Below are 23,042 nucleotides of genomic sequence, written 5' to 3' on the forward strand. Positions count from 1 at the left end.
TTCTTCCATCACAAGGTGTCCACCTATTTTGGTGGACACCTCATGCATCAGAGCACTCAACAGCAAAAGGTGCGGGGAAATTCGCGCTTACCCTTCTAAAGCATGTGGCACGTCGCGTCGCCATGACGACCTACAGCCAGAATTGGACGACGATCTCGAGAAGGACATGGCCCTTGCGGCACGCGGCTTAGCGACGGAATTCGTTTAGATGGCGTTGTCACCGAGGGAACGGCGATAGCCGATGCAATTAAATCAGGCTTTCCGTTGAAGCTGCTGGGCGCCCGCTAATTTGTTCCATCAAATGGCTTGGAGGAAATTTCACGGCCGCAAAATAAGGGTGGTAAAATTTAGCGGCTCTGGATCGTCAGGGATCATTGAGCGGATCGCCGGCCGCTTTGATTCATGTGCATTTTTGCTACGAGGCCGGCCAGACGGGCTATCGCCTTCTTGCGCCCCAAAGCTGCCTTGCAAAATCACCAGTAGATGGGCTGTTCGGGGCTCTTCCGCAAGGATAGCAGGGGCGTCGGCATGCAAGGAAATTGAGCATGATGCCTGCAAGGACGAACCCGCTGTCCCCGTCAATGAGGTTTCGATTGCCACTTCGTTAGCCATTCCGGTCTTCTTTCAAAATCGCGTTGGGGCAGAAAGGCATCACCGAAGCGTCCGCGATCCTCAAGCCGGAAACGCCGCGAACACGGCCCGACGGGTCGGTCACGGCCGCAGGATCCGAGGCTGCGCCCGTTTTGCAGCTCGATTCGGATGCCAACTGGCGATCACGTTCTGGCGGATAAACCGATCCAACTGCTCTTCGTCATTGACCAGATCCGAAGTAAGCGGTTAGCTGATGGCGTCTGGCTTGAAGTTCCAGGGCATGAGCATGTTGATCTTCGGCTGCGGACCAGCGTTGAGCGATGCGGGTCAAGGTCTGGGAGAGCCAGGCGAGCGGATCGACGTTGTTCATTTTTGCCCTCTGCAGAAGGGTCGCCATGGTCGCCCAAGTTCGTCCACCGCCCTCGCTGCCGGCAAATAGACTGTTTTTACGAGTAATTGTCTGGGGCCTGATGGCGCGCTCGACAGTGTTGGAGTCGATTTCGATACGGCCGTCCGTCAGAAAGCGTTCCAGCGCCTCGCGCCGGGTGAGCGCGTAGCGGATCGCCTCGGCAATTTTGGATTTTCCGGAGACCTTGCCCAGTTCCTTTTCCCACTGTTCGAAGAGGCTCGCGACGAGGGTCGCGGACTTTTCCTGACACAGCGCAGCGCGGCTATAGGCATCCTTGCCGCGGACCTCGTCCTCGACCTCCCACAGTTTGCTCATGGCTGTGACCGAAGCCGTGGCGGACTGCGAGATCCCACTGATATGCAGTTCGTAAAACTTGCGCCGCAGATGCGCCCAACATCCTGCGAGTTTGATCGTTTCGTTGCTGCCGGCAACCGGCTCCGACGCTGCGCTCAATGAAGGCTTCGCGTCTCCGCCGGTTGTTCCAACCGCGCCATACGGCGTAACAGAAACGGCCGAGGCTCTAATCGCCACTGGATGAAAGTTCAGTGGCAGGTCACCGTCTGTTGCCTAGAGGGAGGCGACGATCGCAAAGCCCCTCCTCGCACCATTACAAATTGAGTTGAGATCCAACAAGGACGTCGGTCATGTATCGCGAACTGGTCGACGATATCGCGTTCAAGCTCAAGCTCAAGCTCAAGCTCAAGCTCAAGCTCAAGCTCAAGCTCAAGCACCTCGCGGGCATGAAATCCGCCCTCGATGCCGGTACATCGGTGATCTCGGCGAGGATCTGGTCGATCCGCTTCTTAGTGAGGCCGGCCGTTTCGCCACCGACGAGGTGGCGCCGCTCTACAAGGTCGGCGACGAGCGGGAAGCGGTACTGAGCGGCGCCGCCGTTACCACTCCACCCGGGAAGGAGCTCTATGGCGACTGGATCGACGGCGGCTGGAACGCGCTGTCGGGACCGGAGGAGTTTGGCGGGCAGGCGTTGCCGACGATGCTCAGTGTCGCCGCGCTCGAAATGTGGAATTCCGCAGCCATAGCCTTCGGCATCGGCCCGACGCTGACCATGGGCGCGGTCGAAGCGCTCGACAAACATGCTTCCGACGGGTTGAAGGCGAAGTGTCTTGCAGAGCTGATTTCCGGCGAGTGGATGGCCACGCTGCCCATAACGGCCGCCGATCCTCCTGGACAAACGCGGCGAGTTCGATTTGCAACCGGCTGTTTGTGTAGGCATTAACGGATTTACCATAAGAATTAGCCCCACGTTAGAGTCCGAAGCGCGGCTTATCCAAGGCTCGGTCAGCGACATTACCATTGCTCAATCTCAGCGGCATCGGCCACAGCAAAGCCACGCGCTCGCCTACGACCGCGAGCGGCGAGCAATTGCCGGTTCGAGTTCGAGAGCTGATAGGTGCGCCGGCCCGAGCGAGATCTGTCAGCAAGTCGTATCGAATGACCGCTCCCAATGCTCTGCGAAATGCCGACCCATTCCCTCCCACACTGGTTCGCCAGACGACGCCTATGTCAACGGCGTTCGGCTCCGGGGCTTCGCCGCGTTGGCAGTTGCAGGCTTGCGGCCAAACCTCGCGACTGGGACGACCATCCTTCTGTACCCTTAAGCTCAACGCGCGGCATACCAGCTTCCGTATAATGAACTCTGCGCAAGACGGGTCCAATTTGCAGGAAATCTGCTTGCGGCAGGAGATTTCCGCCTCAAGCAGCATCACGGTCGGTTTAGTTTGTGCCTCCTGTTGTTCTTGGAGTCATAAATGAAGGGCCTGGCAGCGTCAGCACTCAAAAAGCTTAAGCGCGCAGATCTCATGGAGAGACGCGCCTTCCTTGGTGGTCGTTGGGTCGAAACAGCCCGAACCCTGGAGGTCATCGATCCAGCAACCGCCGATTGGCTTATGGATGTTGCCGCCTGTGACGAAAGTCACGTGGACTCCACGGTGCGCGTCGCACGCGACGCATTTACCATCTGGCGCGACATGCTGCCCATTAAGCGGGGCGCAGTACTGCGCGCTTGGGCCGGTGCAATACGTGCTAACGTCGATGACCTGGCAGTGATCATAACGGCGGAGCAGGGCAAGCCGCTACCAGAAGCAAAGAACGAGATCTTCTATGGCGCCAGTTTTATTGACTGGTTTGCGGCGGAAGGTGAGCGAGCATACGGCGAGACGATCCCAAGCCATTTGGCTGGAAGCTTGCTGTCCGTGCGAATGCAGCCGGTTGGTGTATCCGTTGCGATCACGCCTTGGAATTTCCCGTCGGCGATGATTGCTCGAAAGGCAGGAGCTGCGCTCGCAGCCGGCTGCACGATGATCGTGAAGCCTGCGCCCGAGACGCCGTTGTCCGCTCTGGCGCTCGCTCGCCTCGCCGAGGAAGCGGGCATGCCCGCGGGAGTGTTCCAGGTAATCACCGGGGAGGCACCGCTGCTTGCGAAACGTCTCCTAGAGCACACCGAGGTCCGCGCCTTCTCATTCACCGGCTCCACCGAGGTTGGCCGTATTCTTCTTGCGCAGTCCGCAAGCACGATAAAGAAAACCTCGATGGAACTGGGGGGGCACGCGCCGTTTCTGCTATTCGAAGACGCGGCATTGGATGCAGCGGTCGCTGGCTGCATGTGCGCGAAATTCGACACCTCTGGCCAAGACTGCCTTGCCGCAAACCGTATCTATGTCCAGCGTACCATCTATGACCGCTTCGTCCAGCAATTCGCCGAGGCAACTGCCAAACTTCGGGTTGGCCATGGCCTCGAAGACGGAACCGATATCGGCCCAATGATGCGGCCCTCTGTTGCCGAAAAATGTCGTGAGCACATTTCGCAAGCTCTTTCAGCCGGTGCTCGCATCGTTGTTGGCGGCCAGCGCAGTCCGCTCGGGGGCAATTTCATAACGCCCACCGTCCTAGCTGACGTCACCGATGACATGCTGATCGCGGACGAAGAAACCTTCGGGCCGGTCGCTGCAATCTTCCCCTTCGAAGACGAAAAGGACGTGCTCCAGCGCGCCAACAACTCTGAGATGGGGCTTGCGGCATATGTGTATACCCGGGATCTCAACCGCGCCATGTGGCTCAGCGATCGCCTGGAATACGGTATGGTCGCAGTCAACACCTCAAAATTTACAGGCGCGCCGATTCCATTCGGGGGATGGAAACAATCTGGTCTTGGCCGTGAGGGCTCGAAATATGGCCTGACCGAATATCTGGAGCCCAAATACGTCTGCTTCGGAAGTATCAATTTTTAAGAGGAAAGTCTGATGACCGTCAACATCAAAGAGATCAGCGAGAAGGACAGGAACTCTGTCCTGCATCCATTCACGCAACTCAAGGACTTCGCGACTGGCAAGCTTGGTGAGCCAACCATCATCGAGACAGGCAAGGGCATTCGCATCCAGGACGCGCATGGCAATCAGTTGATTGACGGGTTCGCTGGTCTATATTGCGTGAATGTTGGCTACGGCCGCGCCGAAGTTGCCGAAGCGATCTCACGTCAGGCATATCGACTGGCCTACTACCATTCCTACGCTGCCCACACGACCGACGAGCTCGCCATCTTGTCCGATCGCCTCGTGAAAATGGCCCCTGGCAAGATGAGCAAGGTTTTCTACGGTATGTCCGGCTCGGATGCCAACGAGACCCAAGCTAAGCTGGTCTGGTATTATAATAACCTACGTGGTAAGCCGAACAAGAAGAAGATCATCTCGCGTGAGCGAGGCTATCACGGTTGCAGCGTTGTGTCCGGGTCGATGACCGGGATGAGCTTTTATCACGATCATATGGACTTACCGCTCCCGCAAATTGTTCACACCGGTGTTCCCCACTTCTACTGGGGCGCAAACCCCGGCGAAACCGACCGCGAATTCTCGGTACGGCGGGCTGGTGAACTTGATCAGCTGATCGAACGCGTGGGCTCGGACAATGTCGGCGCCTTCATCGGTGAGCCGGTGCTCGGCACAGGCGGCATCACGCCTCCGCCGGAAGGGTATTGGGAGGCCATCCAGGCCGTTCTCAAAAAGCATGACGTACTTCTAATCGCGGATGAAGTGATCACCGGCTTCGGCCGAACCGGTTCGATGTTCGGCTCACAGCATTACGGCATCGAACCAGACCTTATTACTGTCGCAAAAGGTCTGACGTCCGGCTATTTCCCGCTTTCGGCGGCAATCGTTGGCGAGAAGGTCTACGAGGTCTTGGAAGACGGCGCTGACAGGGTTGGCGCATTCTCGCACGGCTACACCTACTCCGGTCATCCCATCGGAGCCGCCGCGGCCAACGCGGTTCTCGACATCATCGAGAAGGAAGACCTCCCCGGCAATGCTCGTGAGGTTGGCGCGTTCTTCCAAGCGCAGCTGAAGGAAAAATTCGCTCAGTCGCCTATCGTGGGTGAAGTGCGCGGCGTTGGGCTTATGGGCGCAATCGAGTTCGTCGCCGACCGCCACAATCGCAAGCGTTTCGATCCTATGCTTAAGGTTGGGGCGCGAATCTCGAAGGCAGCCCGCGACCGTGGTCTGATCGCTCGTGCTATGCCGCACGGCGACATTTTGGGCTTTGCTCCGCCACTGGTAGCAACGAAAGCCGAGGTCGAAGAGATTGTTGCAATCGCTGAAAGCGCCGTCCGATTCGTCATGGATGAGCTTGTTCGAGAAGGCCAGAAAGTCTGAATGCGTTAGCTGGCCAGAGTTCTAAATCACTTTAGCAGTTCTTCCCCGATGGTCGGACTGTAGCAACGATCTTCAGCTAAGACCAAGTCGGTCTTGGCGAGAATCAACGCGCAGCTCAAATTACGGGATATAATTGTGATCAAGAACTCAATCGTTGTCGCCAGTGCCGCACGCACGACCGTCGGCTCCTTCAATGGCGCCTTCGCGGCCAGCCCGGCGCATGAACTCGGTGCTGTCGACATCAATGAATTGCTGTCGCGTGCCGGTGTCGAACCAGGCGAGGTCGACGAGGTCATCCTCGGCAAGGCGCTGACCGCGGCCCAGGGTCAAAAGCCGGCCCGCCAGGTCTCGATTATTGCCGGGCTGCCCAAGGAAATCACCGCCTGGGACCTCAACCATGTTTGCGGTTCGGGTCTGCGCGCCATCGCGCTCGGCATGCAGTAGATCGCCACTGGGGATGCCAAGGTGATCATTGCACGCGGCCAGGAATCGATGTCGCTGTTGCCGCACGCCGAACACCTGCGCGCCGGCGTCAAGATGGGCGACTACAAGATGATCGATACCATGATCAGGACGGGCTGTGGGATGCCTTCAACGCCAGCACATGGGCAACACAGCCGAAAACGTCGCTCGCCAGTTCCAGATTACCCGCGAGGACCAGGACCGGCTCGCATTGGCTTCCCAGAACAAGGCCGAGGCCGCGCAGAAGGCCGGCAAATTCAGGGACGAGATCGTGGCTTTCACCGTCAAGGGCAAGAAGGGCGACACCATTGTCGACCAGGACGAATACATCCGCCACGGCGCGACGATCGACGCCATGACCAAGCTAAGACCGGCCTTCGACAAGGACGGCACGGTAACCGCCGCCAATGCCTCCGGCATCAATGACGGCGCCGCCGCCGTGCTGCTGATGACCGAAGCGGAAGCCGCAAAGCGCGGCATCACGCCGCTGGCGCGCACCGTGTCCTGGGCGACCGCTGGCGTCGATCCGGCGATCATGGGCACCGGTCCCATTCCGGCGTCGCGTAAGGCATTGGAAAAGGCCGGCTGGTCAGTCGGCGATCTCGACCTGGTCGAGGCCAACGAGGCTTTTGCCGCCCAGGCCTGCGCCGTCAACAAGGACATGGGCTGGGATCCCTCGATCGTCAACGTCAATGGCGGCGCCATCGCCATTGGCCATCCGATTCGCGCTTCGGGCGCGCGCATCTTCAACATGCTGGTCCATGAGATGCGGCGCCGCGGCGCCAAGGCATCGGCGGCGGCATGGGCGTCAAAGCGCTCTGACGGCTTGACCATCGGGGCGGCGCAAGGACCCGTTCCACGTCCAAGAGGTTCGAAAACAGGGCCGTACGGAAAAAAGGGAAATGCATGAGCAAGGTAGCAATAGTCACAGGCGGATGGTGTGGCATCGGTGCAGCGATCTCGGTGGCTTTGAAGAATGCCAACTACTCGGTTGCCGCGACCTTATCCCGACAATGACCAGGCGGCTGCGCAATTCAAGGCGGCGACCGGCATCCCGGTCTACAAATGGTCGGTCGCCGACTATGATGCCTGCGCTGCCGGCATCAAACAGGTCGAGGCCGATCTTGGCCCGGTCGCGGTGCTGGTCAACAATGCCGGCATCACCCGCGACGCCATGTTCCACAAGATCACGCACGAACAGTGGAAAGAGGTTATCGACACCAATTTGTCCGGCGTCTTCAACATGACGCATCCGCTGTGGAACGGCATGCGCGAGCGCAAGTTCGCCCGCGTCATTACAAGTTCCTCCATCAACGGCCAGAAGGGCCAGGCCGGACAGGTGAATTACTCCGCCGCCAAGGCCGGCAACATCGGCTTTTCGAAGGCGCTGGCTCAGGAAGGCGCCCGCGCGGGCATCACCGTCAACGTCATCTGCCCCGGCTACATCGCCACCGAAATGGTCAAGGCAATCGACGAGAAGGTGCTCAACGAGCGCATTATTCCGCAGATCCCGGTCGGCCGCCTCGGCGAACCGGAAGAGATCGCGCGCTGCGTCGTCTTTCTCGCTTCCGACAATGCCGGCTTCATCAGCCGGCGGGCCAATCACAAGCGCGTGCTGCGGCTGATGCGGGAGGACAATCTGCTGTGTCTGCGCAAAGCGCCCTTCGTGCCGATGACAACCGACACCAGGCATGACTGGTCCATCGTGCCCAACCTAGCCCGAGGCCTTCAGCTGACCGACATCGACCAGCTCTGGGTGGCCGACATCACCTACGGTGCGCCTCGTCCCGATGGTCCGGGGTGCATATGACTGGAATGCATTGAGAAAGGAGGATTTGAAGAATGCCCTGCTCCCTGCTGTGGGGGGCTTGAGCCCAAGCGGCGGTGACCTGTCGTCAACTGGCAGGGTGACGTAGCCTGCAGGTAAAGGGAATTGAGGCGAAGCCGTTACGCCAAGATGGTTCCCGTGGCTGTAGCACTGGAAGGTTGAGGAACACGAACCGGTTAATCCGCATCCGAGGGCCTGAAATGTCGCCTTCGCCTACACGGCTTAACAGGCGAAATGCTGATGAGGTCGCCGGAGACGTATGTCGGCGCATCCGAATGTGGGCGTGCATGTAGGTCGCCTGCAGGGAGCCATGGGGAGAACACAGCCCAGACCATGGCAGCGGCATCGACTTGCGGGACGCAAGGACAAGAACTGCGACCGGCAACCTCCCCAGTGCGTGGAATGTCCAGGATATGAACGAGGGAAGGCATGATGGAATGCCCACGATGTTCTGCGTCGCAAGGGAGATGACCCTGATGTCCATCATGCTGGCGGAGTTCCCGTATTAGTCCGCGGCAGGGAAAGCCTGTCACATGGCGAAGGGGAACAGTTCGCTCTGCTTGGAGTGCGAATTACCTGACCAAACGAGGTGAAGACCTTTGATAATCAGCGAAATGCAGCACAAGCTCGCAACATGGGCTGAACGCGATCCGAACCGGCGGTTCGATCGTCTTCGGCTCATTGCCGACCGGGAATGGCTTGCCGAGGCCGCCCGGATCGTTCTGGCGTCGAGTGGCGCCCGGACACCGGGCATCGACGGAATGGATAAGCGACGGATGCAGGCCGGGCTGGATCGCCATCTGGCCGACCTGCGGACGAACCTGCTGAAGGGTACTTATCGCCCGAAGCCGGTCAAGCGGATCTATATCCCGAAAGCCAATGGCAAGCTACGACCGCTGGGTATACCGACCCTGGCAGACCGCATTGTGCAGCGCGCCATGCTGATGGCCATGGAGCCGATCTGGGAAAGCGACTTCCATCGCCTGTCCTATGGCTTCCGGCCGGAACGCGGCGTGCACCATGCCGTTCGTACCGTGAAGTTGCAGCTTCAGGATGGCACGGATACGACGAGGCGCCGCTGGATCATCGAAGGTGATCTGGCAAGCTACTTCGACACCGTTCACCACCGGTTGCTTCTGCGATGCGTGCGACGACGGGTGCAGACGGACGGTTTGTCGATCTGCTCTGGCGAATCCTGAAGGGGGGCCACATCGATCGTGGTCTGTTTACGGCGTCCAGCGAGGGCGTTCCGTAAGGCGGCGTGCTGTCGCCGCTCCTGTCCAACATCATGCTCCACGAGTTTGATGCTGGCTGGAGGCGAAATACCTGAACCGGAAAGCCCGCAAGGATCGCTCGGCATGGAACTTCGGCATTCAGCAGGGACGCCCCCATAACGGTTCGAGAGAACCGGCAATGGAAACCTGCGATTTTCTATTGTCGCTATGCCGATGACTTCGTCGTCATCGTCAAGGGGACGAAGGTCCATGCCGAGGAAATCCGCGAGGAATGCCGGGCCTTTCTGGAAGACCGCCTGAAGTTGACGTTGAATATGGAAAAGACCCATATCACCCACGTCGATGACGGGTTCGTCTTTCTGGGGCATCGATCATTCGCAAGCGAGGGTCGAACGGGCGCATGTCCGTCGCCACGACGATACCCAACGAAAAGGCCAAGGCGTTTGTTCGCAAACTGACCGAGACCCTTTCCGGCAATCATGATGTTGGCAAGGTCGACATGGTGGACCGCTTGAACCGCCAAGTGGCGGGATGGGCGGCCTTCTACAAGTTCACCGACTTCACAGCACGCACTCGGCACATCGACCATGTCGTGTTCTGGAAACTGGCGCACTGGCTGCGCGAAAATATCGGTCACGCATCAAGCCCTTGATGCGGAGCTGGTATCGAGCGCCGGATGCGGGCAAGGCAAAGACCTGGCTCGTCTACGGACGAAGTGAACGCGGAAACCGTGTTGGCAAAGCGCTGCGCCGAATGGTATCCAGTCCCAAGGCGCAGTTCCGATGGCGGAACCGGAGATCAATCCATACATCTTCCGGAGCGAATCTCGCAGCACCGTCACCTCAAACTATCATGATGTTGCTATGGCCATGGGCCAAGATTGAATAGAGAGCCGCATGCGCTGAAAGGTGCACGTACGGTTCGGGGAGGAGAAGCGCAGCAGCGCTTCTTACTCCACTCCATCTCGCCGAGGAGTTCGCATTCCTGGCGATCGTCCTGGACGCCTTCAGCCGCAAGGTCATCGGCTGGGCGATTGCGACCCACCTGAAAGCGGAACTTGCCATTGAGGCGCTCGACAAATGCGATTGCGGCACGTCGGCCGGCACCGGGAAGTGTCATTCACCATAGCGATCGCGGCGTCCAATACGCCTGCGCTGACTCGCGGCACGACTTGCAAGCCACGACATCCAGCTGAGCATGAGCCGCATCGGCAATCCGTATGACAATGCCAAGGCCGAAAGATTCATGAGGACCCTGAAGGAAGAGGAGGTGGATGGCCAAGCCTATCGCGACATAGACGATGCAACGACAAGGATCGGCGAGTTAATCGAGGTAGTCTACAACAGGCAGCGCCTGCACTCTGCCCTCGACTATCTCTCGCCGGACGCATACGAGACCAGTCTCATGCAACTACGGCAAAAGACACCAACGCAAATCCACAACAAGGAGAACTGTTACTGATTACTGTCTCACCGAAGGGGTGCAGTGCCATGAATCCGGTTCAAAATGTTACCCATCTATCAACTAGACACATTGGAATTCATGCAACACCTGAAATGAACATCGTCTCCCGGTGTGTTTTTGGTGGGACCAGCGGCAGAAAAGGGAGCATGCAAAACGGAAGTGATCTTGCGGGACGTGCCGTCCTCAGGGGAATGGCCGCGCTCGCAATCGTGGCGATGGCAATCGGCGTGTTGCCGGTTCGGCTTCGGCGGAGTCGCTGCTCGACAAGATCAAGAACGGAGAGTCCATCCGGATTGGCTTCTCCAGCGAAGTTCCCTAGACCTATCCGGGCTTATTCAATGCCATGACGCTCGACATTCTGAAGAAGCTCGGCACGACCAAGGTCGAGCCGATCGTCACTGAATAGGGCGCGCTGATTCCCGGCCTGTAAACCGGTGCTTCGATGTCATTACCGGTGGCATGTTCATCCTGCCGGAGCGCTGCCCCAACGTGCTGTTCACCGAGCCGATCGCCAAGACCCACTACGTCGTGATCGTGCCGAAGGGCAACGCAGAGGGAGTGCACTCCTACCAAGGCATACGCGACGAAGGCCTCATCTTTGTCACCGAGCCGGCTACGATGAGGTGAAGATCGCGAAAAAGATCGGCGTCGCTGACGATAAGATCATGCAGGTCGCCGGACCGGCAGAGATCGTCCAAGCGATGAAGGCCGGCCGAGCCGCCAGCGGCGGCGGCGACTACTTCACCTTGAAGAAATTTGCCGACAAGGATGACAGCATTGAGCTGGCCGATCGGCTTACCCCGCCCGCCATCCCCGGCTATCCCGCCCTTGCCTTACCGTCCAACCAGCAGGCCGCGCCCGATGCCTTCAATGCCGTGCTGAAGGACTGTATCGGCTCCGAGGAGATGATGCAGTCGGTCGGCAAATACAGCTACACCAAAGCCAACCTGCCAGACGGCACAAAGGCCGCCGATCTGTGCAAGGGGTAAGGCACGGCGTCAGCCGGTCGTTTACGAACTGATGCGTCTTCCCGGTCGGAGTGGCCGGGGAGCGCCGAGCGGGCAGAAGGACATGAACGAATTCGCGCTCGGCTTCAGCGTGACGGCGCTGGCCAAGGGCGTCGTGATTACTCTGTCGTAGCCCTCGGGGCATCTCTGGTGGCGATCGCCCTCGGGCTGATCGTCGGCCTGAGCCGGGTCTCGCCCGCAGGCCGCTGCGATGGTTCGGTGTCGCCTACATCGAATTCTTTCGCGGAACGTCGATGCTGGTGCAGGTCTACTGGTGGTTCTTCATGCTGCCGATCTTCAGCGTCCTTTCGCCGTGGGCCGTCGCCACCTTCGGCATCGGCACGAATGCCTCCGGCTACAGTGCCGAGTTGGTGCGCGCCGCCATCCAGGGCGTCGACCGCGGCCAGTATGAAGCGAGCATCGCGCTCAACTTCCATGATGCGCCGCATCATGCTGCCGCACGCGATTCGCGCCATGCTGCCGTCCTGGGGCAACCTGCTGATCGATTTGCTCTACGTCGCTCATCTTCTTTATCACCATCACCGAGTTCACCACCGCCTCCAAGCTGGCCGCTGACGCCACCGGCAACTACCTTCTGTTCTTCGCGGTGGCACTGTTTGGCTATTACGTCGTCGCGCGCGCCATCATCAGCGTCCTTCGTGCGCGGGCTGGAGCGCCGCGTTTCGGTGGCTTCGTGCGGGAGGCGCTGGCATGAAGATCTGGGACTGGTCCTTACGTCTGGGAGACATTCCCGTATCTTTATCGCGGCGCGATCGTCACGGTTCAAGCTACGATGCTGGGCTTCGCGATCGCGCTGGTGCTGGGTGTGGTATTCGTGCTGATCCGCCAGTCTAACAACCGCTACGTGTCCACAGTCATGGCGGAATTTCATCCGTTCGACGCCGCCGCTGCTGCAGGCCTTCTTCGTCTATTTCGTCGGCCCGCAATTCGGCATCGTCATCCCCGCCTGGACCGCTGGCATCGGCGTGCTCGGCATCCACTTCGCTGCTTATTGCTCAAGAGTGCTACCGCGCAGGGATCGAGAATGTGGATGGCGGCCAGTGGGAGGCGTGCACAGCGCTCGACCTGTCGCGGCGGCGCACCTGGCGCGCGATCATCCTGCCGCAGGCGATTCCGCCCATCGTGCCCGCGCTCGGCAACTACTTCATCGACATGTTCAAAGACACGCCGATTCTCGCGGTGATTGCGATCCTTGAGATGCTGCAGCAAGCCAAGAATTTCGAGGCCGAGAACTACCGCTATATCGAGTCGATAACCATGGCCGGCTTTTTCTACCTCGTGTTCAGCCTGGTCGCCTCCGCGATCGTGCAGTTGGTGAGCTTCTGGCTCAACCGCCGCACGCCAATCGCTCAGGCGCGCTGACGGTGCTTGACCAGCTCAATCTCGATATCGCTCGCAACGAGAAAGTGTCGATAATAGGCGCTTCGGGGTCGGGCAAGACCACCGTGTTGCGTATGTTGATGACGCTGGAACGCATCAACGGGGGGGTGATCTCGGTTGTCGGGGAGCCGCTCACGCACATGCAGAAGAACGGCCAGATGGTGCCGGTGAGCGACCAGCACCTGCGGCGCGTGCGCGGCAAGATCGGCATGGTCTTCCAGCACTTCAACCTCTTCCCGCATATGACAGCGCTGCAGAACCGCATGGAGGCGCCAGTTTCGGTGTTTGGGCTCTCCAGACAGGAGGCTGAGGCCCGAGCGGCGGAGCTGCTCGATATCGTGGGCCTCGGCGACAAGAAGAACCATTCCCCGATCCAGCTCTCCGGCGGGCGGAAGCAGCGCGCGGCCATCGCCCGTGCGCTCGGGTGCGCGCTTCTGCGCTGGAAGGCGCGGATGCCACACAAGCGACACTACGGCCTGCTCGAGCTGATCGTTGCCGCCGCCGAGCATGTCGTCTGCTGATGACCTAGAGGGGCAAGCCGGTCGCCGAGGCGCGCCGCGACATGTAATGCCGCTTCCATCGTCGAATGCGATGCGGAAGAGGCGCGATAGGTGAATGCCGATAGCGTCACCTGCAATCCGCCGAATGACGAGATGATGGTGCACCGCGAGCGGGGCGTCGCAGGCCTCGTCACGCCTGGAAAATTTCACGCTGCGATGCTCACCGTTAAGTTGCGGTCACCGGTTTTCAAGATGGTGGGCTCAGGAGCGTCTCCGACGGAAACCCTGATCATCGTAGAGCGGGGTATCCCCCACTTCCCACCACCAAGTCGTTGAAAATCTGCGCGGAGACCCAAAAAACGCCGACTTCCTGCAGCAGTTGGGGGATAATCGCGCAATCCGCCACCATAGCACTGCTACCTTCCATAAAGCGGGCGCTCAGCGGTTCGGTACCAAAGATGGGGAAAGTTCCAGGGGATCGAGGCGCGATTTGAAGCCCGCATCACCAGGGGTAACCGCCGCGTCATGATTCATGTGAACGCTTGTCTCTGAACGTCGAGCGTAGGCACAAAGGGAGGACACAATGAACAACTGGCTACTCACTCGCCGCACAGTTGCAAAAGCAATGTTGCTAGGATCAGCAGCGCCGTGGATTATGAACTCAAAGGCGTTCGCCTCGTCATGCAGCGATCACATCGTGCGCGTCGGCGGGATTTTCGCGCCCGACACGATGAACCCCTTTGCCAGCTGGAGTTCGATCTGGACGATATCCATGACTTATGACGTTTTAGTTGGCGTGGATGCCCAACGGCATGATGATCGGAAGGGCTTCGCCAAGGAGTGGTCTGTTGCAGATGACAAGCTCACCTGGACCTTCAAGATATGGCCCGGCATGAAGTGGTCGGACGGCAGGCCTGCCACTGCTTCGGACGCCGCGTTCACGTACAACTATCTGCGCGACTCCATCGGCAAGGCCGACGAGTTGAACCTCGGCGTAAACAACACTGATGGCTTGCAAAACGTCGAGTCTATAACGGCTCTCGACGACGAAACTTTGCAAATCGTGACTAAAGCCCCCACTCCTTGGCCTGCGGATCACCACACAATGATTGTTCCTCAGCACATCTGGAAGGACGTCAACTATGCCGATGCGCGTGGCGCGTTCCGCAATGAACCGCCGCTGGTAGGCACGGGTCCAATGATCGTTTCGGAGTTCCAGCAAGGACAGTTTGCCCGTTTTGATCCTAACCCGTACTTCCGCACGGGGCAGCCGGCCACGGCTGGCATGATCATGCATTTCTTCGATACCGCCGATCCGATTGCCCAAGGGCTGAAGAGTGGTAGTCTCGATTATGGCATGAGCCTGACCGCTGCCCAGTGGACCGACCTCTCAAAGAATCCCGACATCGTAGTCGGTGAATCGCGCGTCGAGCAACGGAATTACCTAGCCTTCAACACCGCGTCGGGGAACGGGGCAGGCAGTACCAAAGCCCTGCAAGATCCAGCTTTTCGGGACGCGATTGGCTATGCGATCGATCAAAAGGCGATCGTCGATCGGGCTTTCCGCGGGCACGCTGACCCTGGCATCGGTCTCGTCATGCCGGTGGCGGCTGATTATTATTCGGACCTGAGCGACATCAGGCGCCGTTTCGACCCTGCGGAGGCTGCTCGCCGGCTTGATGCCGCCGGCTATAGGGACCTAGACGGCGATGGCGTCCGGGAGGACAAGGAGGGAAAGAGTTTCCAACTGGAACTCATTACAGGGACCTCGTCGGGTAGTCTTGAAATGCCGCTCGCGGCAATACAGTTTATCGCGGGCTGGTTGGGACAAATCGGCATACCGGTCACGGTGACCCAACTCGAGTCCGGCGCGCTAAACGCCCGCACTGCAGCTCCGGCGAAGGGCGGCGGCGGTTGGGATCTGCTCGTCGACTCAAGCTGGCGGTCGCCGGCGGCTTTCGACCTGCTCGCCTTGGGCAACAGTAAGCTCGTCGGCACCAGCAACACGTCGTACTGGACAAATGAGAAGTTTGATGCGCTCCTGTCGGAAGTGAATGTCACTGTCGACCTCAAGAAGAGCCAGGGACTAGTAGATCAGGCGGTGCGCCTCATTTACATCGAAGCGCCGTATATCATGCTGTGTTACCCGTTCGTCCTCGAGGCGCGTCGCAAGGATTGTTTTAGCGGCTGGGGAACGCAGGACATCATGTCGATGTGGGGCTTTTTTCCATTTGATCGCCTGAAGCCGGTCTGACATGGCCTCCAGTGGACAGGGAGGTCGGACTAGCCGACACATCGGACGCATCCTTTCCAGGGCGGTCGTCACACTCTTGATGGTGGCGACTTTGAATTTCATTCTGTTCAGGGTCATTCCGGGCGATCCCTCTGCGCTTCTGCTTAGCGGGGCACGCATCAGCGTGACCCCTGAGCAGATCGAGACACAGCGCCTCAACTGGGGCCTCGACCGGCCGTTATTTCCAGACCAGGTGGTCGACTACTTGTCGGCAACCCTCCAAGGTGACTTGGGCTATAGCTTCAAGTTTAGGGGCCAGCGCGTCGCTGATCTGATCCTGGAGCGACTGGCGGCCACCATCGCCCTGGTCGGCCTAGCCCAATTCATCGCTATCCTATCCGGGGTTATGCTTGGGCTATATTCGGGTTGGCGCAGGGGAGGAGCCGTCGACCATATCGCCATTGGAGTCTCTCTGGCGCTCTATTCTACGCCATCTTTCTGGCTTGGGATGCTCTTGGTCGTCATCTTCAGTACATCATTGGGCTGGCTTCCGGGCTACGGTGCATATTCTCCCGGCATGATCACCGGCTCCCTTGACTCGTTGCTGGACTACTTGCGGCATCTCGCGCTCCCGGTCACCGCGGTGGCTCTTGGGCTAATCGGCCAATACGTTGTTGTCGCACGTGCGGCAATGAGCGACGTAGTCACGGAGGATTACATGGTGACCGCTCGGGCCAAGGGACTCACCAATGGTCAGATGCTGATGCGTCATGCATTCCGTAATGCAATGCTGCCGGTCGTAACTCTAATTGCCCTTAATCTCGGCTACGTGGTAGCGGGCGCCATCACCGTTGAAGCTGTCTTCGCCTGGCCAGGGATTGGTGGCCTGACGGTGGAAGCGCTCAACGCGCGGGACTACCCTGTCCTTCAAGGCATATTCCTGTTGCTTGGTGCGTCGATCGTCGTCGCGAACCTCGCAGCCGATCTTGCCTACAGCCTTCTTGATCCAAGAGTGCGGTAATGAGTGAAAGTACTGTTCAATATTCCACGCGCAGCCGAGCGCGAGCGATCAGAGGTTTTCTGCGCCAATTTCTTGGCCATGGCGGGGCTCAGCTGGGCCTCGTATGTCTGGTGTTCTTTCTTGTGCTGGCAACGATGCCCAATATTCTGGTGGGACCGCTCCAGACTGCGATTACTGCAACGGGCGACTTCCTCGTACCACCGTCAAGCTCGCATCTGCTGGGGACGGACGACGTGGGGCGGGACGTGCTCAATCTGGTCGTCCATGGTGCCCGGATATCGCTCACGATCGCGCTGCTGGCGACTGTAATCAGCCTCATCGTCGGCACCACGGTCGGCATGACCGCGGGCTACTTTGGTGGCTGGGTTGAAGTCTGGTTGATGCGCATCACAGATTTCTTTTTTGTTATGCCGTCATTCGTTTTGGCGCTGGTCATCACACCCGTAGTTCTCGAGGTGATAGGTCGGGGCAGAGAAATCCTCGGCTTCCGTCCTTCTCTTTTCGTGATCCTTGTCATTATCGGCATGACAAGCTGGGCGTTCGTCGCACGTATCGTTCGCAGCCAGACACTGTCGCTTAAGGAGCGAACATTCGTTGACCGCGCGCGCGTTGCGGGCAGCAGCAATCTCAGCATCATGGTGCGGCACATCCTCCCCAATCTCGTCCCGCAAATCGCGGCCAATGGCGCTCTGGTCGTCGCCGGCGCAATTTATATTGAGACATCGCTCTCGTTCCTCGGGCTTGGGGATCCGTTGCAGCCGTCATGGGGCACTTTGCTTTCGCTCGCGCAGCGGTCCGGTGCGGCCAGTGCTGGAGCTTGGTGGTACCTCGGCGCCCCCGGGGTTTGCGTGCTCACGGTTTCGCTTAGCTTCGTCCTGATTGGCAATGCCCTCGACGACACGTTCAATCCACGGCGGAGGGTTATTCCATGACAAACTCCTCCCGGGAGAAGGCTCCGCTTCTGGAAGTCGACGGGCTCTCTGTCGACTATGGACTCAAGGGCGTTTCGTCGCGTGCGATCGACAGCGTTAGCTTCGCACTCCGGGCCGGAGAGGCCGTTGGCCTCGTCGGAGAATCGGGTAGTGGCAAGACCACGACCGCGATGGCGATCGCGGGGTTACTATCGCCCAACGCGCGGGTCAGCGGCGGCCAAGTGCGCTATCGCGGGAATCGGCTCCCGATCGACGATGATGCGGCGATGCGGCCACACCGCTGGAGCGAGACGTCCGTCGTCTTTCAGGGCGCGATGAATGCGCTCAATCCCGTTCACCGCATCATCAAGCAGATTGCCGAGCCATGCATGCTGAAGCTCGGCATGTCGCGTGGCGAAGCGACCGCGCGGGCAAGAGAACTGCTCGAGCTCGTCGGCATTCCGGCCGATCGGGGTGCCGGCTATCCCCATGAATTATCCGGTGGCATGCGTCAAAGAGTGATGATCGCCATGGCGCTCGCGTGTCGCCCCTCGATTGTCATCGGCGATGAGCCCACAACGGCGCTCGACGTGATTACCCAGGCTCAGATCCTGAAGCTGCTGGGGGAGTTGCGATCGCAGCTTAACCTGGCCCTCATTTTGATCACCCACGACCTTTCTGTGGTGGCTGAGTGTTGTGATCGCGTGATGATCATGTACGCGGGCCGAATCGTCGAGGATGGCACTGTCGCTGAGATCTTCGCCAGGCCCAAACATCCCTACACCCGCCTGCTGGTCGAATCGATCCCGAACCCAGCGAGCGGCAAACGGATAATTCGGCCCATCCCCGGTGATCCCCCCAATTTGCTGAATCGACCCTCGGGATGCGCCTTCCATCCGCGTTGCCCGTCGGCTATGGCGGTTTGCGCGACCGAAGTCCCCAGCCTCGATAAGTTCGGGCGGGGACGCGTCGCCTGTCACCTTCACCAGTCCTCGCAAGAAGACAAGGTCGCAGCTCATGCCTGACACCGCCGATATCCTGCGTCTGGAGAGCCTCCAGGTCCATTTTCCTATCCAGGGCGGACTGTTCGACCGTGTACTGGGCCGACCTGCCGGCGCCGTGCGCGCGGTGGACGGGATTGACCTCAACGTCCGACGGGGTGAGATCGTCGCCCTGGTCGGGGAATCGGGAAGTGGCAAAACCACTGTGGGCCGTGTCATCACCAAGCTCGCCCAGCCGACAGCCGGCAGAATACTATTCGAAAGCCGCGACATGACGTCCGTTCAAGGCTTGTCGGCTTTACGCCCCTACAGGCATCGCGTGCAAATGATCTTCCAGGACGCCTATCAGGCGCTCAATCCACGACACACCGTGTTCGATATTGTGGCGGAGCCGTTACGGTCGCTGCGGCTGGTCAAGAATGGCACTCAACTCGCCGAGCGGGTGAGCGAAGCGCTCGCGGCGGCCGGACTCAATCCTCCCAGTGATTTCTTCGCCCGTTTCCCGCACGAGCTGTCTGGCGGGCAGCGCCAGCGTGTGGTGATTGCCGGAGCGCTTGCCGTTAGGCCGGAGCTCATCGTTGCTGATGAACCTGTCTCGATGCTCGATGTCTCGATACGCGCACAAATTCTGCAGGTTCTGGTTGAGCTGCGCGACAAGCACGACATGGCGCTGCTGTTCATCACCCACGACTTGCCGCTTGCCTGGTTGATCGCCGATAGAATTGCCGTGTTGTATCTTGGAAAATTGGTCGAGATCGGTAGCGCCGACGAGATCACATTCAGCCCTCGCCATCCCTATACCGTCGCCTTGCGTAACGCGACCCCGCAGATTGGCGCCAACGCAGGTCGCGCCGAGCTGCCAGCCCTGCAGGGCGAGGTTCCAAGCGCCGCGCGCGTGCCGAAGGGCTGTCGTTTCCATCCGCGTTGTCCGCTGGCCTTCGAGCGTTGCAAAGCAGAGGAGCCGCCGGCTATCGAAGTGGAGCCGCAGCACTTGGCTGCGTGCTGGCTGGCGAAGTGAAGAGGGCAGAGCGGGTGCTAATAAGGAATACTTTGGGCAGCAGGATTATCTGAAGCCAGCGTTGGCAAACGCGGAATGTTCAGATTGCTTGACCATTTAGGAAGGGCTGTCTCGAGGTCCTTTGAATGTTCTCTTCACTACGAACGGAAACGATCATGAAACAACATCATCATACCGCATCCGCGGGGTCACTCTCTGGAGCAGCGACGGAGAAAGCATCTGCCGGTGACGCATACCTAACACCACGTGTCTTCGAGGTCGAAATCTCGGGAGGCAGGACGATCCGCGCCTATGAGGTGGGTCCGCCCGATGTTCCGCTCGTCGTTGGGATCCATGGGACGCCCAACACCGGGCTCGGCCATATCGTGAATTATGTAGCCAGTGGCGCAATCTTCTGTCGCCTGGTCACCTTCGATCGGCAAGGCTATGGGGGGTCGACGCCACAGCCTGGGCGTAAGGTTAGCGATATTGCCCCGGTAGTTGAGGCCATCCTCACTCACCTCTCAGTCGACATCGCAGCGGTATTCGGCAGTTCTGGTGGTGGGCCGCACGCGCTTGCCGCGGCAGCACTGCTGCCCAACCGGATTTCGCGGGTGGCATCGCTCGCCGGGGGCGGCCCGAACTTCGGTCCAGGGTTCGACTGCGCAGACGGGCAAGTCCCTCTCATGCGTGAGGAGATCGTCGAGGCACGCAAAGGTCCGGACGCCTCTCGTCAATTCTACAGGCGTGTCGCCGCCTCACGGCACGACCCTGAAATTGAGAAAGAGTTGTATTCATTGAATGACCGCCGCATCCGGCGCTTGCTGGCTCCGTTGAGTGAAAATCTCGCACAACAGCTCGCCTTGCCTGACTCTCCCTATTTAGAAGAAGATGCTTACGTCGACGACTACCAATCATTTGTTTCCCCGTGGGGCTTCGAGCTCGGTTCGATACAGGTACCCGTACGGTTCTTTCATGGCCTTGCTGATCTCATGGTGCCGCCGCGTCACTCCGAGTGGTTACAGAGCCAGATCCCGAATGCGAGCTTGGAGCTATTTCCCAACGTCGGGCATACCTTCAGCCAACTCATGCCCCACGTGTTTGCGTGGCTAGTGGCGAACGAGACAAAAGATCAGCGTCTGTAAGCTGGCGGCGCTTGGCGGGGGACCCAGTAGTCTTCGAAGGTGACGAATCGGCAACAAAGTAGCGCTCGACGTGGTCGAAGAGCCCGCGGATGAGTACTCGCTCACAGATCCGGTACCTCCCCGATTCCGGAGTACCGCGAGTGGGCGACATCGACGATGCGATTGACCAAGCTCGAGAAGCTATGTCCGGCAGTCATCGCGGCTCGGACATAAGAGGAGCTCATACTGAGCGCCGGCATGGAGTTGATCTCCAGGACAAACGGCTGGCCGCGGTTGTCGATCCTGATGTCGACGCGGGCATAGTCCCGACATTGGCAGGCACGGAAGGTCGCAACAGAAATATCCCTCAACACAGTCGCAAGGCTGCTCCCGATTTGCGCTGGGCAAATCTTCGGCGGCGTCGCCATCGCCGTGTACTTCGCCTCCCAAGTCATAAGACGCGTTTCGCGATCGCCGAAGTCGTGCTCCACCAGAGGAAACACCTCAAGCTCTCCGTTTCCAAGCAGCGCAAGGCTGATTTCCCGCCCCTCGATGTACTCTTCCACGAGCGCCTCCTGCGCATACCGCGTTACGATCACTTCCACCGCCTGCCTCAACTGAGCAGGTTCATGTACAAGCTGCAATCCGAGGCTGCTGTCTTCGCGTCGCGGTTTCACTACCACTGGGAATCGCAAGTCGCCGGAATTCTCGGTGCCGCGACGCATCACGCGAAAGTTCGGCGTCGGCACGCCGCAATCGCGGATGAGCCTCTTGGTGATGACCTTGTCGTGCATCAGCCCATGCCCGAGCGGGCTTGATCCAGTGTATGGAACACCGGCCATCTCAAGCATGGCGGGAACGTGGGTGTAGCGGTACTCGCCCTGAATTCCCTCCGCTCCGTTGAATACGAGTCCCGAAGGGCGGGCTTGCGGATCGGGTGGCATGAACTGCTCGAGCTTAGTGAGCAATCCTTTATCGCCTTCACACAGCAGCGTCTCGTGACCGCCCTCTTGCAGTGCCGCCACTACCCTTTCAGATGTCTCGGCCACCTCCCTTTCAAATGCCCCGCCGGGGCGGTATTCCTCGGGACAAGGCTGACCGAACTGATTGATCACGCCCGTATGATCACAGTTCCAAACGATGGCTACCCGCATGAGCTACTCCTTAGATTTTTTTGCTCGCTGTCAGTTCATTGGCCCGGATTTCGTTGGCTGATCTGGGATCAGATGGTCTAGACCCCGCGCCCCACCGGTACGGCCGCCAAGCGGCGAGCGGTTGCTCCCTCCAACAGTCGGAAATCGCGATGTTTCTGAAATGCAACCGGCCTGCACCAGTTCCGGGAAACGCAGCGCACGATGATCAGAGCCGCCAACACCGTCGTGAAAGCGCCAAACCGCTGCGAAGCCTTCATCTCGATCGAGCACGTTTGCGAAACTTTCACATGTCAAACTCGGGGCAAGGACCGGAAAGAATGCAATCTGGCGAAGCCGGGCGATATTCCACCATTTCCCGGCTAAGTACGCCGTATTCCTGTCCGCGCAGTCCAGCGTCGCGAGAGTCGATGGAATCGTGCAGGCGCGATGCCCGCGCCGCTGCTCGCCGGCTTTGATCGTGCCGAGCGAAGCGACCGCAGGCACACGGGGACGTCCATCTGTCAGCGCGGCATTGCGACCATCGGCAAAACGGACGAGCAATACGAACTGCCCGCCCAGCCCCGATGCACTGGGCTCGGACACGCAAAATATCCAGGCCGCGGCCATCCCAGCGTCAATAGCATTCCCGCCGACACACAGGATTTCCAGCCCGGCTCCGGTGGCGAACGGGAAAACCGTCGCCACCGTCTCGTGGCGCTTCGGCACGGAAACGGCGGGGCCGCTGTGCTCCACTCGCTTTGGGTCGGCAATAAGCGTTGCGCGCCTTTCGATCTCATCCTTCGGCGCCTTTCGACTCATCGTTTGGGCAAACCCCGCCAGCATCTTGAGCCAGTACTCCGACCGACGTTTCAGCACCTCGCCTGCCAGCCAACGGCGCTGCCAAAGGGCGTATTCCGCATACTGCACCGGCAACGGCGCCAGCCGATCGCCGCGGGGCGCCCCCCGCCCCCCCGGCAGCACGGGCGTCAGAGGCCGGGGGGATATTAAACACCCCCCACACTCCGCCCCATAGTATTTGTGTGGTTGAGACGGCACGAACG

The 23,042-nt window shown here is 59.5% G+C and carries 18 protein-coding genes and 7 pseudogenes; 21 read left to right on the forward strand and 4 right to left on the reverse strand.

The genetic code is table 11. The features are described 5' to 3' along the window. Window positions 1-604: 604 nt before the first annotated feature. Window positions 605-828 (reverse strand): annotated as a pseudogene (locus NKJ40_RS32025) (GMC oxidoreductase); the annotation flags it as partial. A gap of 9 nt (window positions 829-837) precedes the next feature. After that, window positions 838-1,426 (reverse strand): annotated as a pseudogene (locus NKJ40_RS29265) (IS66 family transposase); the annotation flags it as partial. 218 nt (window positions 1,427-1,644) lie between these two features. On the opposite strand from NKJ40_RS29265, the pseudogene NKJ40_RS29270 reads away from it, so the two are divergent. From NKJ40_RS29270 to NKJ40_RS29355, 21 genes and pseudogenes are all read left to right on the forward strand, one after another. Next, window positions 1,645-2,171 (forward strand): annotated as a pseudogene (locus tag NKJ40_RS29270) (acyl-CoA dehydrogenase family protein); the annotation flags it as partial. Window positions 2,172-2,769: 598 nt separating this feature from the next. Next, entirely contained in the window at window positions 2,770-4,248 is a 1,479-nt protein-coding gene (locus NKJ40_RS29275) for an NAD-dependent succinate-semialdehyde dehydrogenase (protein ID WP_352469032.1), read from the forward strand. 12 nt (window positions 4,249-4,260) lie between these two features. Then, window positions 4,261-5,664, forward strand: coding sequence for an aspartate aminotransferase family protein (locus NKJ40_RS29280; protein ID WP_352469033.1), 1,404 nt, complete (start codon window positions 4,261-4,263; stop codon window positions 5,662-5,664). 135 nt (window positions 5,665-5,799) lie between these two features. After that, a pseudogene (locus tag NKJ40_RS29285) lies at window positions 5,800-7,036 on the forward strand (acetyl-CoA C-acetyltransferase). Further along, window positions 7,033-7,717: pseudogene (phbB, locus tag NKJ40_RS29290) on the forward strand (acetoacetyl-CoA reductase); the annotation flags it as partial. The pseudogenes NKJ40_RS29285 and phbB, both read left to right, overlap by 4 nt. Before the next feature lie 836 nt (window positions 7,718-8,553). Next, the gene (locus NKJ40_RS32030) at window positions 8,554-9,153 is read left to right on the forward strand and encodes a reverse transcriptase domain-containing protein (protein ID WP_502903779.1); all 600 of its coding nucleotides are present in this window, start codon (window positions 8,554-8,556) and stop codon (window positions 9,151-9,153) included. Window positions 9,154-9,416: 263 nt separating this feature from the next. After that, a complete protein-coding gene (locus NKJ40_RS32035; RefSeq protein WP_502903781.1) occupies window positions 9,417-9,647 on the forward strand; it encodes a hypothetical protein in 231 nt (76 codons plus the stop codon). After that, window positions 9,590-9,841 (forward strand): group II intron maturase-specific domain-containing protein, encoded by a 252-nt coding sequence (locus NKJ40_RS32040; protein WP_502903780.1) that lies wholly within the window; start codon window positions 9,590-9,592, stop codon window positions 9,839-9,841. The genes NKJ40_RS32035 and NKJ40_RS32040 overlap by 58 nt, the downstream gene beginning before the upstream one ends. A 323-nt stretch (window positions 9,842-10,164) precedes the next feature. Beyond that, a pseudogene (locus tag NKJ40_RS32045) lies at window positions 10,165-10,321 on the forward strand (DDE-type integrase/transposase/recombinase); the annotation flags it as partial. A 59-nt stretch (window positions 10,322-10,380) separates the two neighbouring features. Then, complete coding sequence (locus NKJ40_RS29300; RefSeq protein WP_352469045.1) at window positions 10,381-10,650, forward strand: integrase core domain-containing protein; 270 nt, start codon at window positions 10,381-10,383, stop codon at window positions 10,648-10,650. 462 nt (window positions 10,651-11,112) lie between these two features. Beyond that, complete coding sequence (locus NKJ40_RS29305) at window positions 11,113-11,280, forward strand: hypothetical protein (protein WP_352469034.1); 168 nt, start codon at window positions 11,113-11,115, stop codon at window positions 11,278-11,280. Further along, window positions 11,277-11,642 (forward strand): type 2 periplasmic-binding domain-containing protein, encoded by a 366-nt coding sequence (locus tag NKJ40_RS29310; RefSeq protein ID WP_352469035.1) that lies wholly within the window; start codon window positions 11,277-11,279, stop codon window positions 11,640-11,642. The genes NKJ40_RS29305 and NKJ40_RS29310 overlap by 4 nt, the downstream gene beginning before the upstream one ends. Before the next feature lie 272 nt (window positions 11,643-11,914). Then, a complete protein-coding gene (locus NKJ40_RS29315) occupies window positions 11,915-12,502 on the forward strand; it encodes an ABC transporter permease family protein (RefSeq protein ID WP_352469036.1) in 588 nt (195 codons plus the stop codon). A gap of 133 nt (window positions 12,503-12,635) precedes the next feature. Next, entirely contained in the window at window positions 12,636-13,043 is a 408-nt protein-coding gene (locus NKJ40_RS29320; RefSeq protein ID WP_352469046.1) for an ABC transporter permease subunit, read from the forward strand. Further along, window positions 13,004-13,483 (forward strand): annotated as a pseudogene (locus NKJ40_RS29325) (ATP-binding cassette domain-containing protein); the annotation flags it as partial. The gene NKJ40_RS29320 and the pseudogene NKJ40_RS29325, both read left to right, overlap by 40 nt. 661 nt (window positions 13,484-14,144) lie before the next feature. Further along, window positions 14,145-15,815, forward strand: coding sequence for an ABC transporter substrate-binding protein (locus NKJ40_RS29330; RefSeq protein WP_352469037.1), 1,671 nt, complete (start codon window positions 14,145-14,147; stop codon window positions 15,813-15,815). Between the two features lies 1 nt (window position 15,816). Continuing rightward, window positions 15,817-16,815, forward strand: coding sequence for an ABC transporter permease (locus NKJ40_RS29335; RefSeq protein ID WP_352469038.1), 999 nt, complete (start codon window positions 15,817-15,819; stop codon window positions 16,813-16,815). Further along, window positions 16,815-17,747 carry an ABC transporter permease gene (locus NKJ40_RS29340; RefSeq protein ID WP_352469039.1) on the forward strand — a complete coding sequence of 311 codons (933 nt, stop codon included), beginning with the start codon at window positions 16,815-16,817 and terminating at the stop codon, window positions 17,745-17,747. Before NKJ40_RS29335 ends, NKJ40_RS29340 begins: the two co-directional genes overlap by 1 nt. Then, window positions 17,744-18,751 carry an ABC transporter ATP-binding protein gene (locus tag NKJ40_RS29345; protein ID WP_352469040.1) on the forward strand — a complete coding sequence of 336 codons (1,008 nt, stop codon included), beginning with the start codon at window positions 17,744-17,746 and terminating at the stop codon, window positions 18,749-18,751. Before NKJ40_RS29340 ends, NKJ40_RS29345 begins: the two co-directional genes overlap by 4 nt. After that, on the forward strand, window positions 18,744-19,745 hold the full coding sequence (locus tag NKJ40_RS29350) for an ABC transporter ATP-binding protein (RefSeq protein WP_352469041.1): 1,002 nt from the start codon (window positions 18,744-18,746) through the stop codon (window positions 19,743-19,745). Before NKJ40_RS29345 ends, NKJ40_RS29350 begins: the two co-directional genes overlap by 8 nt. Window positions 19,746-19,900: 155 nt before the next feature. Further along, window positions 19,901-20,869 carry an alpha/beta fold hydrolase gene (locus NKJ40_RS29355; RefSeq protein ID WP_352469042.1) on the forward strand — a complete coding sequence of 323 codons (969 nt, stop codon included), beginning with the start codon at window positions 19,901-19,903 and terminating at the stop codon, window positions 20,867-20,869. A gap of 101 nt (window positions 20,870-20,970) precedes the next feature. Here the strand turns inward: NKJ40_RS29355 and NKJ40_RS29360 are convergent, their stop codons facing one another. After that, a complete protein-coding gene (locus tag NKJ40_RS29360; RefSeq protein WP_352469043.1) occupies window positions 20,971-22,002 on the reverse strand; it encodes a D-alanine--D-alanine ligase family protein in 1,032 nt (343 codons plus the stop codon). 30 nt (window positions 22,003-22,032) lie between these two features. Beyond that, the gene (locus NKJ40_RS29365; protein WP_352469044.1) at window positions 22,033-22,908 is read right to left on the reverse strand and encodes a gamma-glutamyltransferase; all 876 of its coding nucleotides are present in this window, start codon (window positions 22,906-22,908) and stop codon (window positions 22,033-22,035) included. Between the last annotated feature and the right edge of the window lie 134 nt (window positions 22,909-23,042).

This window comes from Mesorhizobium sp. M0119 (assembly GCF_040322615.1).
Classification (GTDB): domain Bacteria; phylum Pseudomonadota; class Alphaproteobacteria; order Rhizobiales; family Rhizobiaceae; genus Mesorhizobium.

What these genes read in the sequence shown, in the direction of transcription:
- NKJ40_RS29275 (WP_352469032.1), top strand. Translation starts at nt 2,770, where the DNA reads ATGAAGGGCCTGGCAGCGTCAGCACTCAAAAAGCTTAAGCGCGCAGAT.
- NKJ40_RS29280 (WP_352469033.1), top strand. Translation starts at nt 4,261, where the DNA reads ATGACCGTCAACATCAAAGAGATCAGCGAGAAGGACAGGAACTCTGTC.
- NKJ40_RS32040 (WP_502903780.1), top strand. Translation starts at nt 9,590, where the DNA reads ATGTCCGTCGCCACGACGATACCCAACGAAAAGGCCAAGGCGTTTGTT.
- NKJ40_RS29305 (WP_352469034.1), top strand. Translation starts at nt 11,113, where the DNA reads ATGTTCATCCTGCCGGAGCGCTGCCCCAACGTGCTGTTCACCGAGCCG.
- NKJ40_RS29315 (WP_352469036.1), top strand. Translation starts at nt 11,915, where the DNA reads ATGCTGGTGCAGGTCTACTGGTGGTTCTTCATGCTGCCGATCTTCAGC.
- NKJ40_RS29330 (WP_352469037.1), top strand. Translation starts at nt 14,145, where the DNA reads ATGAACAACTGGCTACTCACTCGCCGCACAGTTGCAAAAGCAATGTTG.
- NKJ40_RS29335 (WP_352469038.1), top strand. Translation starts at nt 15,817, where the DNA reads ATGGCCTCCAGTGGACAGGGAGGTCGGACTAGCCGACACATCGGACGC.
- NKJ40_RS29340 (WP_352469039.1), top strand. Translation starts at nt 16,815, where the DNA reads ATGAGTGAAAGTACTGTTCAATATTCCACGCGCAGCCGAGCGCGAGCG.
- NKJ40_RS29345 (WP_352469040.1), top strand. Translation starts at nt 17,744, where the DNA reads ATGACAAACTCCTCCCGGGAGAAGGCTCCGCTTCTGGAAGTCGACGGG.
- NKJ40_RS29350 (WP_352469041.1), top strand. Translation starts at nt 18,744, where the DNA reads ATGCCTGACACCGCCGATATCCTGCGTCTGGAGAGCCTCCAGGTCCAT.
- NKJ40_RS29355 (WP_352469042.1), top strand. Translation starts at nt 19,901, where the DNA reads ATGAAACAACATCATCATACCGCATCCGCGGGGTCACTCTCTGGAGCA.
- NKJ40_RS29360 (WP_352469043.1), bottom strand. Translation starts at nt 22,002, where the DNA reads ATGCGGGTAGCCATCGTTTGGAACTGTGATCATACGGGCGTGATCAAT.